14 protein-coding genes are annotated in these 18,150 nt (G+C 65.4%); 10 read left to right on the top strand and 4 right to left on the bottom strand.

What is annotated here, in order from left to right; genetic code table 11:
• Nucleotides 1-259: 259 nt before the first annotated feature.
• The 4 genes from E8M83_RS21310 to uraH form a co-directional block, all read right to left on the bottom strand.
• Entirely contained in the window at nucleotides 260-619 is a 360-nt protein-coding gene (locus E8M83_RS21310; RefSeq protein ID WP_170976881.1) for a hypothetical protein, read from the bottom strand.
• Nucleotides 620-810: 191 nt separating this feature from the next.
• Entirely contained in the window at nucleotides 811-1,368 is a 558-nt protein-coding gene (locus E8M83_RS21305) for a ClpP family protease (protein WP_137175356.1), read from the bottom strand.
• A 52-nt stretch (nucleotides 1,369-1,420) separates the two neighbouring features.
• A complete protein-coding gene (locus E8M83_RS21300; RefSeq protein ID WP_137175355.1) occupies nucleotides 1,421-3,274 on the bottom strand; it encodes a DUF4153 domain-containing protein in 1,854 nt (617 codons plus the stop codon).
• A 74-nt stretch (nucleotides 3,275-3,348) separates the two neighbouring features.
• Complete coding sequence (gene uraH, locus E8M83_RS21295) at nucleotides 3,349-3,702, bottom strand: hydroxyisourate hydrolase (protein ID WP_137175536.1); 354 nt, start codon at nucleotides 3,700-3,702, stop codon at nucleotides 3,349-3,351.
• A gap of 458 nt (nucleotides 3,703-4,160) precedes the next feature.
• On the opposite strand from uraH, the gene E8M83_RS21290 reads away from it, so the two are divergent.
• The 10 genes from E8M83_RS21290 (at nucleotide 4,161) to E8M83_RS21245 (ending at nucleotide 17,860) form a co-directional block, all read left to right on the top strand.
• Nucleotides 4,161-4,718, top strand: a complete 558-nt coding sequence (locus E8M83_RS21290; protein WP_229491732.1) for a lysozyme — start codon at nucleotides 4,161-4,163, stop codon at nucleotides 4,716-4,718.
• Nucleotides 4,719-4,780: 62 nt separating this feature from the next.
• The gene (locus E8M83_RS21285) at nucleotides 4,781-5,185 is read left to right on the top strand and encodes a hypothetical protein (RefSeq protein WP_137175354.1); all 405 of its coding nucleotides are present in this window, start codon (nucleotides 4,781-4,783) and stop codon (nucleotides 5,183-5,185) included.
• A gap of 156 nt (nucleotides 5,186-5,341) precedes the next feature.
• Entirely contained in the window at nucleotides 5,342-7,741 is a 2,400-nt protein-coding gene (locus tag E8M83_RS21280) for a TonB-dependent siderophore receptor (protein ID WP_137175353.1), read from the top strand.
• Nucleotides 7,738-9,036: an aminotransferase class V-fold PLP-dependent enzyme gene (locus E8M83_RS21275; protein ID WP_137175352.1), complete on the top strand. Its 1,299-nt coding sequence runs from the start codon at nucleotides 7,738-7,740 to the stop codon at nucleotides 9,034-9,036. Before E8M83_RS21280 ends, E8M83_RS21275 begins: the two co-directional genes overlap by 4 nt.
• 101 nt (nucleotides 9,037-9,137) lie before the next feature.
• Entirely contained in the window at nucleotides 9,138-10,082 is a 945-nt protein-coding gene (gene puuE, locus E8M83_RS21270; RefSeq protein WP_137175351.1) for an allantoinase PuuE, read from the top strand.
• Between the two features lie 131 nt (nucleotides 10,083-10,213).
• On the top strand, nucleotides 10,214-11,677 hold the full coding sequence (gene xdhA / locus E8M83_RS21265) for a xanthine dehydrogenase small subunit (protein ID WP_137175350.1): 1,464 nt from the start codon (nucleotides 10,214-10,216) through the stop codon (nucleotides 11,675-11,677).
• A gap of 10 nt (nucleotides 11,678-11,687) precedes the next feature.
• A complete protein-coding gene (gene xdhB, locus E8M83_RS21260) occupies nucleotides 11,688-14,012 on the top strand; it encodes a xanthine dehydrogenase molybdopterin binding subunit (RefSeq protein WP_137175349.1) in 2,325 nt (774 codons plus the stop codon).
• Nucleotides 14,009-14,995 carry a xanthine dehydrogenase accessory protein XdhC gene (xdhC, locus tag E8M83_RS21255; protein ID WP_170976880.1) on the top strand — a complete coding sequence of 329 codons (987 nt, stop codon included), beginning with the start codon at nucleotides 14,009-14,011 and terminating at the stop codon, nucleotides 14,993-14,995. Before xdhB ends, xdhC begins: the two co-directional genes overlap by 4 nt.
• Complete coding sequence (gene guaD / locus E8M83_RS21250; RefSeq protein ID WP_137175348.1) at nucleotides 14,995-16,326, top strand: guanine deaminase; 1,332 nt, start codon at nucleotides 14,995-14,997, stop codon at nucleotides 16,324-16,326. Before xdhC ends, guaD begins: the two co-directional genes overlap by 1 nt.
• Before the next feature lie 34 nt (nucleotides 16,327-16,360).
• A complete protein-coding gene (locus E8M83_RS21245) occupies nucleotides 16,361-17,860 on the top strand; it encodes an adenosine deaminase (protein WP_137175347.1) in 1,500 nt (499 codons plus the stop codon).
• Nucleotides 17,861-18,150 lie beyond the last annotated feature (290 nt).

Raw genomic sequence — 18,150 nt, 5'->3', positions numbered from 1 at the left:
CAAGGGCGCCGGGCGGGCCGGCGGACCCAACGGATCATGCCTACAGGCACTAAATTTGTAAAGTATTTGGTGCGGTTCAGATGCGTCCGTACCACGTGGACGAATTGGCATGGCGGGCAGGATCGCCCGGAATGAGCGCGCGCGGTTTGCGCTGTGTAGAGTGGTCTGCGTTCGTGCCACATTAGCCTTGATGAAACAATCTTGGCAAAGCTTTCACGGTCGTGATCGGATCGATCAGACCGTCATGTGCGCTGGATTTTTATGGTGCTTCCGCGAACGCCTGGTCGGCTGCGCGATTGATGACTGCCGGGCGTTGCAATGCGCTGGTCTCGCCCGCGTTGCGGTGATTCGTGAGCATGAATGCCGACAGGCCGATGCGGCCGGCGCGCGCGTTCATATCATCCGAAATGCGGAACTGCGCGCAAGGGCGGTCCGGTTCCGTGGCGGCTTGTTCTTTTACGTCAGGGCGGGCCGCGTCGCGGGTCAGCGACTGCCAGTTGCTGGCGGTGTAGTCGGCGCGCGCATGAGGCCTGGCATCGCTATTGGAAACGTCCTGGGCGTGAACCGCAGGCGCGAGCAGGGAGAGCGCCAGCATGGTGGCGCAAATATTGTTCTTCATGGAGTACTGCGAGTGTTACGTGGGCTGCTGAGAGAGAGGGCGCTGACCAGGCAGCAGGCAGGCGCGCCCGTCGTTGACGGATGTGATTCTATCCAGCGGCCAATTTGCTCAGCAACAGTTTTGTAATAATTGGCGAGATTTATCGCAAAAATGCCAACAGATGTGGTGCTACTGACACAAATCTGCCGCTCTCAGTTCCACCAGTGGCAGGTGGGCCCGGCCGTCGGCAGCCTGGCCTGCACCGCCTCGTGGACGATGCCGGCGCCGACCGCTTCCTCGGCGGTATAGATGCGCGCCTGGCCCGTCAGGTGAGGGCGGATGTCGGTTTCATGGCCGGCTTCGCGGGTGGCCTCGCGGAAGATGCTGGCATAACGTTCGGCATCGAAATCCAGGCACTCGCGCCATTCCGACACACGCGCATGGTCGGCCGCCACCAGGTTGCCGAAGCCCCAGTGCAGCGGGTGAATCAGGAAGCGCGTGCCGGGGCAGGCATAGCGCTTCTGGCCGGCCAAGAAGATCACCACGCCGACCGATTCGACGCTGCCGATATTGTGGGTGGTGAGCGGGATCGGCAGGGATTTCAAAAAGAAATAAAGCGCGAAGCCGGCCGTCATATTGCCGCCCTCGGTCGAGATGTGCAGGGCGATCTCGGTGGCGCCCTTTTGCAACGCCTCCAGGCAGCAGTTGCGTACCGTGCAGGCGGAATGGTGGTTGATCGGGCCGATGAAATGGACGATGTGCAATGCCATGGTGCGCCAGCTCCAGCAATGGTTTCCGGGCATCCAAGCATAGCAATATTCCTCAGCGCGGGGCGTCCTCTTCGAGGATCTCGTCTTCGGCCGCGTCCGGCTCCGGCCCGCACTTCGGCCGGGTATAGCTGGTGCCGATCACGATCCGCTGGCCGGCGACCTCCAGGTCGGACACGCTTGGGGCGATCGAACGCATCTTGCCGGCACGCATGGCGTCGAGCAGCGGCGTGCAACCGGTCAGCATCGCCGGGACGGTTCCGGCGAACTCCCACGCGTCGCCATCGCCTTGGCGCAGCACGGCATTGCCGTGGTTGGTGGCGCCGACCAGCACGACCTCGGGCCGCGCATCGCCGCCAAGATCGATCACGAAGGCGTCGCACATCGTTCCCTGGCGGCGCAGGCACAGGGGCAGGCGATATTGTTCCTTGATCTTCTTCCACTCGAAGCCGACGAAACCGGCGGGCAGGGCAGTGCCGGCCGGCCACACGCGCAGGTTGGCGGCCAGGTCCGGTACTGCTTCGCCGGCATCGAGGTCGCCCGGCTGGCGCAGGCGCGCCAGCTCCACCTTGAGCCAGCCGGCGTCGGGGCCGCTGGCGGATTCTTCCAGCTGCGCGATGGCGGCGCGGCCATAGCGCGCGCCATGGTGGTACAGGTAGGCGACATCGAGTTGCGGCAGCGTGACCTGGCCCGCGGCCAGGCGCGCCATCTGGCTATTGACCGCGATGCGGCCCGGGTCGAGGACAGGAGACAGCAGCAGCGCCAGCACGGCCAGCACCACGAAGGCGGCGGCGATGTTCACGCCGGCCAGCGTGCGCAGCCAGCCGCGGCGCAGTGCCGCGGCCGCATAGCCGCCGGCATAGCAGGCCGCGACCAGCAGGCAGGCGGCGGCGATGACGCGGTCGGCCGACCAGCCGTGGTCGATCACGCGCAGGGCGAGGGCATAGGCGGCGAGCAGGGTCAGCGGCACCAGCAGCAGGCTGGCGATGCGGGCCGAGACGGCAAGCACGCGCGCCGGCGGCGTGGCGCCATCCTGGTAGGCGGCATTGATCAGGATGACGAAGGCCGCCGCGGCGCCGAGCATGCTGCCGGCGGCGCTGCGCGTGGCCCACAGCGGCTCGAGGCCGGTGAACGGCAGGCTGGCCAAAAAGCCCCCCACCAGCAGGGTGAGCACCGGCAGGATCCAGGACAGCAGCACGTGCAGCAGGTTGCGGATGCCGCGCACGATGGCGGGCTTGACGTCGGTCAGGTGCATCGCCACCGAGAACGCGAAGGCGGTCACGGGGATGAAGAACCAGGCCTTGCGGATGGCCTGGCTCAGGAAGTCGAGTTTCACCAGGTCGAACAGGGCGGCGCCCAGCTGCAGCACCATCCAGGTGGCGCCCACGAACACGCCGCAGAACAGGATCTGCAGGTTGAGCTTCCAGGCGACCTCGAAATAGCTGGCATAGGGCGCGATGCGGCGCCGCTCGCGGCTGCCCGCCAGCACCAGCGCATGGGCGATGAAAAAGCCGGCCGCCAGGCAGAATGTGAGCACGCCGGAGGGCTTCGCGCTTTCCCAGCCCGTCACGCCGGTGCGGCGCCAGACGTCGTACACGGCCAGCAGCGCGATGACGGCCGTCGCGCCCAGCGCCCATGCCAGCAACTGGCGGCGCGCCATGTGGCCAAGGCCGCTGATCAGGATCACCGGCAGCAGCGCGCCGAGCATGACCAGCGGGGCGAACAGCAGCGGCATGGTCGCCGGCCAGGACTTGTCCTGCGCCGCCGTGTACAGCAGGTAGAGCAGCAGGCCCTGGGCCAGGCCGATGCCGATGCGGGTCGGGCCGAGCCAGGCCGGAACGGTGTCGTCGTCGCTGGCGGCTGGAAGTACAGGCGTGGCGGTCGGCGCGGTCGGCGCGGTCTGCTGCATGGGATGGCCCTCTTGGTCGTTGTCTTGTTCGGTATCTTACTTCCGATCAACGGTAAATGACGCCCGCAAGTTGGCTAGCTGCCGCGATAGGTCGAATACGACCATGGGGTCATGACCAGGGGCACGTGGTAGTTCTGGCTGGGGTCGGCGATGCCGAAGGCGAGCGTGATGCGGTCGAGGAAGCGAGGGGAGGGCAGCTCGACGCCGCGTGCGGCATAGTAGTCGCCGGCGTGGAACACCAGTTCATACTGGCCGGCCTGCAGCGCGGTCGATTCCAGCAGCGGGGCCGAGCAGCGGCCGTCGTCGTTCGTTACCTGGCTTGTCAACAGCGTGCGTCCGCTGTCGTCGATCGCGTACAGGTCGAGCTTGATACCGGCGCCGGGGCAGCCGTGGGCGGTGTCGAGTACGTGGGTGGTGAGTTTTCCCATCATGCCTCCATCGATTCGGTATGGCGCCAGAAAGGCGGCCAAATTTCGTGACGCCAGGTGGCGATGGTTAGATCATGGCGCGAGTATAAGCGAGACGATGCGCTTTCTACGCGAGGCCAATGACAACGTTCCCTGGCGCCGAAAATGACAGAACCCGCTAGCTGGCGGGTTCTGTCTGAATTCGGATGGTCCCGCGATGCGGGACCAAAACTGACCTGGCGTCGTCACCAGTATGGAGGTTGGGAGAGGACAGAGCCTAGGGCTGCATGTGCAGTCTATCATCGTCAACAAGGACGCTCAAGTAAATGAGCGATGCACCAACGCGGTCTCGGAAAACACTTATTTGAGTGGGAAGATGACGCCGTACTGACCTGCTGTCCGTAATGTTTGGGATGGCGCAACAGTCGTCTTTTTTAAGCTGATAGTTTTAGCTGAAAATCAAATTTCGTGGAGTGACAATGGTTGGTCGACATGCGAAAAATGCAGGCGGTAATCCCAACGGGTCGATGAACATGAGCCCAACTGCTCGAGCACGACTACGTGCCACAGAAAAGGCCGTTTATCGGTACTACAACGACATGGGAAAGAACAAGGGCCACTGTACTTGGGGCGCGGGCATATTGGTGCACAAGGGTGTCTGCTCCGAAGAAGAGTTGCAGAGGAAGGTGAGTGTCGACATGGTGAACCTGGAATTCGAGCGACGTGTCGCCGAGACAGAGCATGATGTCAGGCGGAATACGAAAGTGCCGCTTAATCAGGAACAATTCGACGCACTTTGCAGCGTCACCTATAACCGCGGCGCACGAGGTACCAGAGCTACATTTGAATTCATTAATAGAGGCGACTTCTCTGGTGCCGCAGAAAATATCTCACGCATGATCAAGGTCGAGATCAAGGAAGGAGGCAAGAAAAAATATGTTGTTGCGCCAGGACTGATCAAGCGGCGGGAAGAGGAAAGTGCGCCGTTTCGAGTTGAGCACACCGCTGTACCAAGTGGAGAATCAGGGAAGCCATGATAGTCATATATGACCGGATTATTTGTCATCATTTGTGGAAGCACGCGTCGAGGCTAGCCGCGATGCTGATGCTTTCGGCATCAGCGATGGCTGCCGATGGATACGGACATGCGGTGACCGGTGAATGGAAGTTGACCGCGGCGCTCGACGGCGCCGAGATTACTTCCATCGACGAGAAGGAAGCACGCCAGCTGGTAGGCAAGGTATTCAAAATCACCAAAGATGCCGTCCACTTCGGCGCGCGCGAGTGCGGTCCGTCGGATTTCGCAGCCGAACGGGTGGAACCCAGTAGATTCCTGCGCAAGGAGTTTCACGCAAGCGCAGAGAAGTTGAAGCTTCCAAATCCGGTGACGGTCGTCGACCTGAGCTGCACGACAGTTTTCATCAAAAAACCAAATCGATTGGTCATCGCCTGGGATGGATGGTTCTTCGATGCCGTGAAAATGAAGCCTGCCGCTGTTCCATAGGCCGACCGCAGGATCATTCGCGTATTTTCACGTCATTTCGTGATGCGGCGATCTGCTTCATACTCACGAAATATTGCATCTTTAGGCTATCGGCTTGCCAAATCCGCATTCAATATGCGGAACGCGGCAGCTCTTTCATCCAACCTGAAGACCGCAATGAAGACCAAACGACATCAGATCGCCAGCGCCGCCGCGCTGTGCGTCGCCCATGCACTGGTTGGTGTGCATGCCCAGAACACCCCTGCCACCCAGGCCCTCGCGCTCGCCGCCCCGGCCGAGCCGCAAGCCGTGATCGTGACCGGCACCCGCGCCAGCAACCGCACCCAGTTCGACACCCTGGCCCCGGTCGACGTCTTCAGCCGCGAAGAGATCGCGGCCGTCGAGTCGGACGACCTGAACGACGTGCTGGCCCAGCTCGTGCCTTCGTATGTGGTGCAGCGCCTGCCGATGGCCGATGGCCAGGTCTTCGTGCGGCCCGCCACCCTGCGCGGCTTGTCGCCGGACCAGACGCTGGTGCTGGTCAACGGCAAGCGCTTCCACCGCAGCGCCTTCCTCGGCGCGCGCGGCTCGCAGGCGGCCGACATGGCGCAGATCCCGACCAGCGGCATCAAGCGCATCGAAGTGCTGCGCGACGGCGCTTCGGCCCAATATGGTTCCGATGCGATCGCCGGCGTCATCAACATCATCCTCGACGACACGGTCGGCGGCGAGATCAATGCCCAGCATTCGCAATATGGCGAGAACGACGGCAAGACCAATACCGTGCGCGCCCGCTACGGCTTCGCCTTCGGCGACAGCGGCAAGATCAACCTGTTCGCCGAAGCATCCGACGCCGACCCGACCTCGCGCACCCGCCAGCGCCAGGACGCGATCGACTTCCAGGCCGCCCATCCCGGGCTGCAGGTGCCGAATCCGGTGCAGCGCTGGGGCCAGCCCGAGCTGGAAAGCCAGCGCATCGGCTATAACGCCAGCATTGGCCTGGGTGGCGATACCGAGGCCTATGGCCATGGCCTGTTCGGCCGCAGCGAAGGCGTGTCCGACTTCAACTGGCGCAATCCCGATACCAGCGGCAGCGTGTACAACAAGACGACCGCCTTCCCCGGCTGGGACGTGCGCAGCATCTATCCGACCGGCTTCAGCCCGCAATACACCAATGAGCAGGACGACCTGCAGGTGCTGGCCGGCGTGCGCGGCCGCTTTACCGATGCGCTGGCGTGGGATGTCAGCGCGTCGTATGGCCGCAACCGCATCGACTACGGCCTGCACAACTCGATCAACGCTTCGCTCGGCCCGGCCAGCCCGACCTCGTTCGACCTGGGCCGCCTGACCCAGGAAGAAAAGCTGGTCAACGCCAACTTCAACTACGAGTGGAATGTGGCGGCGCTGGCGCGGCCGGTCAACGTCGGCTTCGGCCTCGAGTACCGCAACGAGCGCTATGGCGTGCGGGCCGGCGAGGCGGCCTCGTATGCGGTCGGCCCCGGCGCCGCCTTCGGGCTCGATCCGAGCGCCAACGGCGCACCAGGCTTCAGTGACCGCCAGGCTGGCCGCTGGGACCAGGACAGCTACGCCGCCTACGTCGACGTCGAAGTGCCGCTCACCGAGCGCCTGTCGGTTGGCGCCGCGCTGCGCTACGAAGACTTCTCGGAATTCGGCGACAGCGTCAACGGCAAGCTGTCGGCGCGCTACGAATTCACGCCCGACGTCGCCGTGCGCGGCTCGTTCTCGACGGGCTTCCGCGCGCCGACCCCGGGCCAACTGAATACCAGCAGCACCAGCCAGGGACTGGACACCCGCACCCTGCTGGTGTTCACCAGCGGCCGGCTGTCCACGGGCGATCCGATCGCCGTGGCGCTCGGCGCCAAGCCGCTCACGCCCGAGGAATCGGACAACCTGTCGCTGGGCCTGACCTGGAAGGGCGCGATGGGCCTGTCGGGATCGGTCGACCTGTACCGGATCGAGCTGCGCGACCGCTTCAGCACCTCGGCCTCGTTCGCGGTACCGGCCGGGATGCCCAATCCGCTGCGCTACACCTCGGTCAACTACTTCACCAACGACTTCGACACCACCACGCAAGGCATCGACCTCGTGGCCAATCACCTGAGCCGCGTCGCCGACGGCCGGCTGAACCTGACCCTGGCCTACAACTACAACAAGACCAGGGTGGACGATGGCAGCACCGCCGTGGCGTCCAACCTTACGCAGCGCACGATCTTCGAAGACCGCCTGCCGCGCCAGAAGGCGACCGTCAGTGCAAGCTACGAGCGCGGCGCCTGGAGCGCGCTGGGCCGCATGCGCCACTACGGCGCCTGGACCGACAGCACCGGCAATGCAACCGGCGACATCTTCCAGCGCTTCGGGGCAATCCGCTTCTTCGACGCGGCGCTGAGCTACAAGCTCACGCCGAAACAGACCCTGCGCTTCGGCGTCGACAATGTGTTCGACAAGTATCCCGACGAAGCGGTGTTCCAGGCCAGCCGCGGCCTGGTCTACTCGCGCAATGCGCCGTACGACACCGATGGCCGCAACCTGTACCTCGACTATACGGTGAAGTTTTGAGCCAGCCCGACCTGCAACGACGGGCCTGGCTGCGGGCCGGCGCGGTGCTGCCGCTGGCTGCGCCGCTGGCGCCGGCCGGCGCGGCGGGCTCGAGCTTGCCTGACCTGGCCCCGCCGGCGCTGGCGCCAGCCGCGCTGGCGCGCGACAACACCTATTGGGGCCGCGTGGCCGCGCACTACGACGTCACCGACGAGGTGGCGATGCTCGACAACGGCTACTGGGGCTCGATGGCGCGTCCGGTGACCGAGGCCTACCAGCGCCACATCGCCCAGGTCAACCACGGCAACGCCTATTACGGCCGCCTGCGCTTCCCGCCCGAATACGAGGCGGCGCGTGGGGCGGTCGCCCAGGCGCTGGGCGTGGAACGCGACGAGATCGTGCTCACGCGCGGCGCCACCGAGGCGCTGCAGGCGCTGATCGGCGGCTACAACCGGCTGCGGCCGGGCGACACCGTGCTGTGCGCCGACGTCGACTACGACAATATGATCACGACCATGGGCTGGCTCAAGGAGCGGCGCGGTGTCGAGGTGGTGAAGATCGCGGCGCCCGACGCCGCCTCGGCCACCGTCCAGTCCCTGATCGACTGCTATGCGCATGCGATGGACCGCTATCCGAAGCTCAAGATGATGCTGCTCACCCACGTCAACCACCGCAACGGCATGGTGATGCCGGTGGCCGAGATCACGCGCATGGCGCGCGAGCGCGGCATCGGCGTCATCGTCGACACGGCGCATGGCTTCGGCCAGCTCGACATGCGCATCCCCGACCTGGGCTGCGACTACGCCGGCATCAACCTGCACAAGTGGATCGGGGCGCCGGTGGGCGTGGGGGCGATCTATATCCGGCGCGGCAGGGTGGCCGATATCGATCCGTACATGGGCGAGAAGGAGGGTGACGACATCCGCACCCGGGTGCATACCGGCACCGTCAACTTCGCCGCCTACCTGGCGCTGCCGCTGGCGCTGGAACTCCACGCCCGGATCGGCGTTGCCAACAAGCAGGCGCGCCTGCACCACTTGCGCAATCGCTGGGTGGAGGCGGCGCGCGGGATCGCCGGCATCGAGGTGCTGGCATCGCCCGACCCGCGCCTGGCCAGCGCCATCGCCTCGTTCCGCTTGCGCGGCAAGACCTCAGTGGCCGACAATGTCGCGCTGTCGAAACGGCTGCTGCAAGAGCATGGCGTGTTCGCCGTCATGCGCGATGGCTTGGCCTCGGGCGCCTGCCTGCGGGTGACGCCGGCGATCTTCACGCCAGAAGCGCAGGTCGATCGCCTGGTCGCAGCCCTGCGCGCCTGAGGCGTATATCGGCGTCATGGGCCGGCGTATGCGCCCGGTCATATACTGTTGTGGTCGTTGCAATATATGATCGGGCGTATTCTTCCTTGTCGAGGGACGTCATGGCCGATTCCTATCCACGCGACCTGGCCGGCTACGGCCGCCATCCGCCACACCCGCGCTGGCCCGGTGGCGCACGCGTCGCCCTGCAGTTCGTGCTGAACTACGAAGAGGGCGCCGAGAACTGCGTGCTGCATGGCGACCCGGCGTCCGAGACCTTCCTGTCCGAGATCGTCGGCGCCAGTGCATTCCCGGCGCGCCACATGAGCATGGAGTCGCTGTACGAGTACGGTGCGCGCGCCGGGCTGTGGCGCTTGCTGCGGCTATTCGAGCAGCGCCGGCTGCCCCTGACCGTGTTCGGCGTGGCGCAGGCGCTCGAACGCAATCCTGATGCGGTCGCGGCATTTCGCGAACTGGGGCACGAGATCGCCTGCCACGGCCTGCGCTGGATCTCGTACCAGGCCGTCGACGAAGCGACCGAACGCGCCCACATGCAGGCAGCGGTCGAGATCATGCGCGGCTTGACCGGCGCCGCGCCGCTGGGCTGGTACACGGGACGCGATTCGCCCAATACACGCCGGCTGGTGGTCGAGCATGGCGGCTTTGCCTACGATGCCGACCATTATGGCGACGACCTGCCGTTCTGGCAGCTGGTCGAGACAGCCAGGCCGGAAGGCGCTCTCAAGGTGCCGCACCTGGTGGTGCCGTATGCGCTCGACACCAACGATATGCGCTTTGCCACCGCCCAGGGCTTCAATTCCGGCGCCCAGTTCTTCGATTACCTGAAGGACGCCTTCGACGTGCTCTACGCGGAGGGCGACCCGGATGGCGTGGACCGGCCCAAGATGCTGTCGATCGGCCTGCACTGCCGCCTGGCCGGGCGGCCTGGACGGGCCGCGGCGCTGGCCCGTTTCCTCGATTACGTGGCACGGCATGAGCGGGTCTGGGTGGCGCGCCGGATCGATATCGCCAATCACTGGAAAACGGTGCATCCTTATGTAAAGTGACACGTGAAAGCGTCCGGCGTTAATATATGAATTTACGTATATTCAATATCGTAATTTCGTTATAGCAAGGCGATCGCTGGATGGTAGCCTTCCGCCCTTGGCGAACAGTTAAGCTGCATTCACTACCAGGCATGTCAGAACCGATCCGATTCCTCTTCCGTGGCGAGGTGCGCGAACTGCGCGATGCGCCGCCGACGCAAACCATCCTGCAGCACCTGCGGGAGGATCTGCGCTGCACCGGCACCAAGGAAGGCTGCGCCGAAGGCGACTGCGGCGCCTGCACGGTGGTGGTGGGTTCGCTCGAAGGCGGCGAGCTGGCGCTCAGGACGGTCAACGCCTGCATCCAGTTCACGCCCACGCTCGACGGCAAGGCGCTGTTCACGGTCGAAGACCTGGCCCAGGCCGATGGTGCGCTGCACCCGGTGCAGCAGGCGCTGGTCGAGTGCCACGGTTCCCAGTGCGGCTTCTGCACGCCGGGCTTCGCGATGTCGCTGTGGGGCATGTACCTCAAGCACGAAGGCCGCGCACCGCAGCGCTGCGAGATCGACGACGCACTGTCGGGCAATCTATGCCGCTGCACCGGCTACCGCCCCATCATCGATGCCGCGCGCCGCATGGCCGAGCTGCCGGCGGTCGCCTTCGACCGGACGGCGTTGGCCGGGCGCCTGCGCGGCCTGCAGCGCAGCCAGGCTTTCAGCTACACGGCCCATGGCCGGCGCTTCCACGTGCCGCGCACGCTGGACGAACTGGTGCGCCTGCGCACAGAACATCCCGCCGCCTTGCTGCTGGCCGGTTCGACCGACGTCGGCCTGTGGGTCACCAAGCAGATGCGCGAGCTGGGTGACGTCATCTACCTGGGCCAGGTCGAGGCGCTCAAGAGCGTGGGCGAAGAGGCAGGCATGCTGGAAATCGGCGCCGGCGTCTCGCTGCAGGATGCCTATGCGGCGCTGTGCGAACGCTATCCGCTCGAGCTCTCCGAACTGTGGCAGCGCTTCGCATCGCTGCCGATCCGCAACGCCGGCACCCTGGGTGGCAACGTCGCCAACGGCTCGCCGATCGGCGATTCGATGCCGTGGCTGATCGCGCTGGGCAGCCAGGTGGTCTTGCGCGGCCCCGATGGTGTCCGTGTGCTGGCGCTGGAAGACTTCTATCTCGGCTACCAGCAGAAAGACCTGCGTGCGGGCGAGTTCGTGCAGGCCGTGCGGGTGCCGCTGCCGCGCGCAGACCGGCGCTTTCGCACCTATAAACTGGCCAAGCGCTTCGACCAGGACATCTCGGCGGTGTGCGCCGCCTTTGCCGTGACGCTCGATGGCGGGACCATCGTCGATGCCCGTATCGCCTTCGGCGGCATGGCCGCCACGCCGAAGCGCGCCGGCGAGGCCGAAGCCGCGTTGCGCGGCCAGCCCTGGAGCGAAGACGCCTTGCGCGCGGCGATGGAAGCGCTCGGCCGCGACTATGCGCCCTTGAGCGATGCGCGCGCCTCGGGCAGCTACCGCATGCGCACCGCGCAGAACCTGCTGCGCCGCTTCTGGCTCGAGACGCGCGTGGACAATCCATTGCCGGCCAGCGCGGTCAATGCCTTCGCGCGCGGGTGAGGAGACGAGCATGAACGACGCTGGCTTGAAACGCACGGATGCCTGGGCCGAAGTCGGCCGCGCCCGCAAGCACGAATCGGCCGAGCTGCACGTGCGCGGCCAGGCCACCTATACCGACGACATCGCCGAACTGGCCGGCACCCTGCACGCGGCGCTGGGCCTGTCGGCGCGCGCGCATGCGCGGATCAAGGCGATCGACCTGGAGAAAGTAGCGGCCAGCCGCGGCGTGGTCGCCGTCCTGACGGCGCGCGACATCCCCGGCCTGAACGATTGCGGCCCGATCGTCCACGACGATCCGATCCTGGCCGACGGCCTGGTCCAGTACGTGGGCCAGCCGATCTTCATCGTCGTCGCCGACAGCCACGACAACGCCCGCCGCGCGGCGCGCCTGGCCGTGGTCGACTACGACGACCTGCCGGCGATCCTCACGCCGCAAGAGGCGCGCGCCGCTGCCTCATATGTGCTGCCGCCGATGCGCCTGGCCCGCGGCGACGCCGCCCAGGCATTCGCGCGCGCGCCGCACACGGTCAGGGGCGAGCTGTATGTGGGCGGCCAGGAACAGTTCTACCTCGAGGGGCAAATCGCCTATGCGATCCCGGGCGAGGACCGCGGCATGCATGTGTATTGCTCGACCCAGCACCCGAGCGAGATGCAGCACGTGGTCGCGCATGCGCTCGGCCTGCATTCGCACCACGTGACGGTCGAGTGCCGACGCATGGGCGGGGGCTTCGGTGGCAAGGAATCGCAGTCGGCGCTGTGGGCCGCGGCGGCCGGCATCGCCGCCGTGCGTACCGGGCGCCCGGTCAAGCTGCGCGCCGACCGCGACGACGATATGCTGGTAACCGGCAAGCGCCACTGCTTCCACTACGAATACGAGGTCGGCTACGACATTGAAGGCCGCATCCTGGCGGCGAAGGTCGACATGGTCACGCGCGCCGGCTACTCGGCCGACCTGTCGGGCCCCGTGGCCACGCGCGCCGTCTGCCACTTCGACAACGCCTATTACCTGTCCGACGTCGAGATCCTGGCTGCCTGCGGCAAGACCAATACCCAGTCGAACACGGCATTCCGCGGCTTCGGCGGGCCGCAGGGGGCGATCGCCATCGAATACGTGATCGACGAGATCGCGCGCAACCTCGGGCGCGATGCGCTCGACATCCGGCGCCTGAACTTCTACGGCACACAAGACCGCAACGTCACGCCCTTCGGCCAGCAGATCGTCGACAACGTGATCCACGAACTGGTGGCCGAGCTGGAAACCGACAGCGACTACCGCGCCCGCCGCGCCGCCATCGCCGACTACAACGGCAGCAGCCCGGTGTTGAAAAAAGGCTTGGCGCTCACGCCGCTCAAGTTCGGCATCGCCTTCAACGTCACCCACCTGAACCAGGCCGGCGCGCTGGTGCACGTCTATGTGGACGGCTCGGTGCTGGTCAACCATGGCGGCACCGAGATGGGACAGGGCATCAACACCAAGGTGATGCAGGTGGTGGCGCACGAGCTGGGGGTGGAACTGGTCCGCGTGCGCGCCACCGCCACCAACACGTCCAAGGTCGCCAACACCTCGGCCACGGCCGCGTCCACCGGCGCCGACCTGAACGGCAAGGCGGCCCAGGATGCGGCGCGCAAGATCCGCGCGCGCCTGGCGGATTTCGCGGCAGTGCAATACGGCGGCCAGTCCAGCGAAGTGCGCTTCGCGGCCGGTACCGTATTCGTGGCCGGCATGACGCTGCCGTTCGAGGAACTGGTGGCCAAGGCCTACCTGGCGCGGGTGCAACTGTGGTCCGACGGCTTTTATGCGACCCCTGGCCTGCACTGGGATCCGAAGACGATGACCGGGCGCCCGTTTTACTACTTCGCCTACGGCGCGGCGGTGTCCGAGGTCGTGGTCGATACGCTCACCGGCGAATGGAAGCTGTTGCGGGTCGATGCGCTGTACGACGCCGGCCGTTCGCTCAACCCGGCGATCGACATCGGCCAGGTCGAAGGAGCCTTCATCCAGGGCATGGGTTGGCTGACGACCGAAGAATTGTGGTGGAACCCGGCCGGCAAGCTCATGACGCATGCGCCGTCGACCTACAAGATCCCTGCCATCTCCGATTGTCCCGAGGATTTTCGGGTACGCCTGTTCGACAACGCCAATGTCGAGGACAGCATCCACCGCTCGAAGGCGGTCGGCGAGCCGCCGCTGCTGCTGCCGTTCTCGGTGTTCTTCGCGATCCGCGACGCCATCTCGAGCGTGGGCGAACACAAGGTCAACCCACCACTGAACGCGCCGGCGACGTCGGAGGAAATCCTGGAGGCGATCGCCTTCGTCGAGGCGCGCGCATCGTGAACGACTGGCTCGACAAGCGCGAGGGGGAGGCTGCGATCCTGGTTACCGTCGCCGCCGTGAAAGGCTCGGCGCCGCGTGAACCGGGCGCCAGGATGCGCGTGCGCGCCGGGGATTTCGACGGCACCATCGGCGGCGGCCATCTCGAGCACCGCGCCCTGGACATCGCGCGCGCCATGCTGCAGTTCGGTGAAGCGCGCCGCTTCGAACGCTTTGCACTTGGCCCGAGCCTGGGCCAGTGCTGCGGCGGCGTGGCCTGGCTCGCGTTCGAGCGCATGGAAGCCGAACAGGTGGACGTGCTGCGCGCGCGCCGCCGCCAGGACACATGGCGCCTGGTCGCGCTCGACGGCGCGGTCGAATGGACGCTGCTCGACGACGCGGGCAGCCACCTCGCCGGCGCGGCCACGACACCCGCCTTTGCGACGGAACGCGGCACGCGCGTGGTGGAAGGCGAGGGCGGCCGGCGCTGGCTGCTGGACGCCGTCCTCGCTCCGCGCGAGCACCTGCTGCTGTTCGGCGCCGGCCACGTCGGGGCTGCCATCGTAGCCGCGCTGGCACCCTTGCCCTGCCGTGTCACCTGGGTCGACGAACGCGACGACCTGTTCCCGGCCGACGTCCCCGCCAATGTGACGGTGGAGGCAACCGACACCCCGGAAGCGCTGGTCGAACAAGCCGACCCCGGCGCCAGCTTCCTGGTCATGACCCACAGCCACGCCCTGGATCTGCGCCTGTGCCACGCCATTCTGTCGCGTCCCGGCAGGGATTGGTTCGGTCTGATAGGATCGCATACGAAGCGCAGCCAGTTCGAGGCGCGCCTGCAAGAGTGCGGCGTCGACGCCGCGCGCATCAACGACATGGTGTGCCCGATCGGCCTGCCCGGCGTCACAGGCAAGGCCCCAGCCGTGATCGCCGCGTCCGTCGCGGCCCAGCTGCTCGCCGTATGGGAAGCAGCTCACCACCCCGAAGAACAACCGGAACTCACGTAATGTCCACCGCATCACCCAATCTGCAAGCCTACCGTGCGAGCTTGCTGCACTTTCGCGCCGACCCGGCCTTCGACGACCAGGCCGCGCTGTGGCATGAAGACGGCCTGCTGGTCATCGAGGATGGCAAGGTCAGGGCTGCGGGCGACCATTCCGCGCTGGTCTCGACCTTGCCGCCCGGCCTGGAGCCGGTCGACTACCGCGGCAAGGTGATCGCCCCCGGCTTCATCGACACGCACCTGCATTACCCGCAGACCGACATGATCGCCTCGCCGTCGCCCGGCCTGCTGCCATGGCTGGAGACCTATACCTTCCCGAGCGAGCGCCGCTTCGACGACCCGGCACACGCGCGCGCCACCGCCGAGTTCTTCCTCGACGAGCTGCTGCGCTGCGGTACCACCACCGCGGTGGTGTACTGCACCGTGCATCCGCAATCGGTCGACGCGTTCTTTGAAGCCAGCGAAGCGCGCAACTTGCGCATGGTGGCCGGCAAGGTGCTGATGGACCGCAACTGCCCCGACTTCTTGCGCGATCTCGAAGGCGATTTGGGGCAAAGCGAAGACCTGATCAACAAATGGCACAAGCGTGGACGATCACTGTACGCGATCACGCCGCGCTTCGCCCCGACCTCGACCGACGTCCAGCTGCGCCTGACCGGCGAGCTGGCCGCGCGTTATCCGGACACCTTCATCCAGACCCACGTGTCCGAGAACAAGGACGAGTGCAAATGGGTCAATGAGCTGTTCCCGCAGGCGCGCAGCTATCTCGATGTGTATGAACGTTTCGGCCTGATGCGTCCGCGCGCGCTGTTCGGCCACTGCATCTGGCTCGATGACGAAGACTTTGCGCGGATGGCGGCCACCGGCTCGGCCGCCGCCGTGTGCCCGACCTCGAACCTGTTCCTGGGCAGCGGCCTGTTCGACTTCGAGCGCGCCGACAGCGCGCGTGCGCTGCTGTCGCTGGGCACCGACGTCGGCGCCGGCACCTCGTTCTCGATGCTGCAGACCATGAACGAAGCCTACAAGGTCGCGCGCCTGAAAGGCAGCTACCTGCCGGCGCTGCGCATGTTCTACCTCGCCACCCTGGGCGCGGCGCGCAGCATGCGCCTGGAAGACACGATCGGCAGTTTCCAGCCCGGCCTGGAAGCCGACTTCGTGGTGCTGGATCGCGAAGCGACACCGCTGCTGGCGCGCAGGACAAGTCACTGCAACTCGCTGGAAGAATTGCTGTTCGCGCTGGCGCTGCTGGGCGACGACCGCACCGTCGCGGCGACCTACTCGCATGGTTCCCTGGTGCATCGACGTGATGTTGCCAATGGTGAACGAAGCAGTTAGAGTTGCGCGATCATTCTCATCCAGAAAGCACACGATGCACACCACTTTGACCGGCAAGGCGCTGCTGGCGCTGGCCGTGGCCGCGGTCCCGGCCGCCGCCTGGGCCAAGGAACCTGCCGCCAACGCCAATGAAGCGGCCACCGCCCGCCACTATGCGAGCCTGATCGACGGCAGCCAGCCCAAGCTGTCCGAGCTGACGATGTTCTTCACGCAAATGCCGAAGGGTGGCGACCTGCACCACCATTATTCGGGTTCGGTGTATGCCGAGACCTATACCGAATTCGTCGACAAGCAGGGCTTCTGCATCAACACGCAGACCTACCGCATCGAGACCGACAAGGCGGTCGTCGCTCTTGAACGCGCCAAGCCGGCGGCCCAGCGCGTGTGCAAGTCGGGCGCCGAGGTACGGGCCGACGAAGACACCTGGCGCGAGGTCGCCAAGCGCTGGTCGAACAAGGATTTCCATAACCACGTCAACCTGCAGCCGACGCCCGACCAGCGCTTCTTCCAGAGCTTCGGCTACTTCGGCCCGGTGGCCAACGACAACCTGCGCGAAGGCCTGCAAGAGATCAAGGCGCGCGCGATCGCCGAGAACGTCGGCTACATCGAGACCATGTTCCTGCTGTCGCCATTCGTGGCCAACCCGGACTTCGACAGCCAGGCCTGGACCGGTGCGGGCGACGACAAGGCGCTCGACAAGGTGCTGCGCACCAAGCTGGCAGCCCTCGACAAGGACGCCGCCTTCAACAAGTCGATCGACGATTTCGTCAAGCAGATCCACGACGCGTCAGAGGGCATCGACGACGAGCGCTTCACCATGCGCTACCAGAACTACACGCTGCGCCTGCTGAATCCGTCGCAGGTATTCTCGGCCATGGTGTCGAGCTTCAAGGCCGCTGCCAAGGGCGGACGCATCGTCGGCCTGAACATCGTCGGCCAGGAGAGCACCCACGTCTCGATGCGCGACTACACCCTGCACATGAAGATGTTCCGCTTCCTGAAGTCGGTGTATCCGGATGTGAAGGTGGCGATGCACGCGGGCGAGCTGGCCCTGGGCGACGTGCCGCCCGAAGGCCTGAAGTTCCACATCGACCAGGCGCTGGCAGTGGCGGGCGCCGACCGTATCGGCCATGGCCTGGACCTGGCGCACGAGGCGAATGCGCCGGCCATCATGAAGACCATGCGCGAGAAGGACATCCCGGTCGAGATCAACCTGACCTCGAATGCCTTCATCAATGGCGTGTCGGGCGTGAACCACCCGATCAACCTGTACCGCAAATACGGCGTGCCGTTCGTGATCTCGACCGACGATACCGGCGTAACCCGCCACACGCTGTCGCATGAATACGTACAGTTCGCCAGCCAGTTCAAGCCGAGCTATGCGGAAGTGAAAAAAGCCTCGTACAACGGCATCCGCTACGCCTTCCTGCCCGTGGCGGAAAAGCAACGACTGACCCGCCAACTGGATCAACGTTACACGCAATTCGAGGCCAGGATTGCGGCGCTGGACGCCGCGGCCGTTCGCAGCAAATAAAGTGTGACATCCACGGCCCGGCGCTCGCCGGGCCTCTACCTTGTCATAATCGGCAGGTGACTTTTTGGTTATAAGTTAATGCAAAATTAACTTATGTCGCCTTCTCGCTACAAAAAACTTCGTTCCCAAGCCACTTCCGCTGAATTTTTATCAAAAAAATTCCGCCGGAGAATGCCGCACATATAATCCCGCCTTGTCATATTTGGGCTCGGCCAGCTCCGATTATGTCGCGTACAGACAACACTAACGCGGTGATTTATACGCAAAAGCTCTAAATTACGAAGCCAAAA

This window comes from Massilia sp. HP4, from assembly GCF_005222695.1.
In the GTDB taxonomy this organism is placed as follows: Bacteria; Pseudomonadota; Gammaproteobacteria; order Burkholderiales; family Burkholderiaceae_D; genus Telluria.
Note: the sequence above shows the minus strand (reverse complement) of the source record. Positions and strands in the feature narration are given on the sequence as shown.